This window comes from Acetonema longum DSM 6540, assembly GCF_000219125.1.
Taxonomy (GTDB): Bacteria; Bacillota; Negativicutes; order Sporomusales; family Acetonemataceae; genus Acetonema; species Acetonema longum.
Genome location: NZ_AFGF01000274.1, coordinates 1 through 293, shown reverse-complemented (window position 1 = coordinate 293; position 293 = coordinate 1). Strand labels below are relative to the sequence as shown.

The following is a 293-nucleotide window of genomic DNA, read 5'->3' as shown; positions in this document are numbered from 1 at the left end:
AGTACGCCCAAGAAAGCAGAAGGCGGCAAGGGCAAGGGAAGCCGGAGACATTCGATTTCTTAGGATTTACGCATTACTGTTCCAAGAGCCAAAAAGGCTATTTCCGAGTCAAGCGAAAGACGTCTAAGAAGAAAATGAGACTGCGGCTGGCGGAGATGAATGTATGGATTAAAGAAAATCGCCACCTGCCAATCAGTACGATGTTCGCGACGCTAAACTTGAAATTGCAAGGTCATTACCAGTACTATGGCATCACCGACAATAGTCCGAGCATCCACATTTACTACTTTAGG

Annotated in this window: 1 pseudogene; it reads left to right on the top strand. The window is 46.1% G+C overall.

The window, feature by feature from the left end:
• Positions 1-293: pseudogene (locus ALO_RS23380) on the top strand (group II intron reverse transcriptase/maturase); the annotation flags it as partial.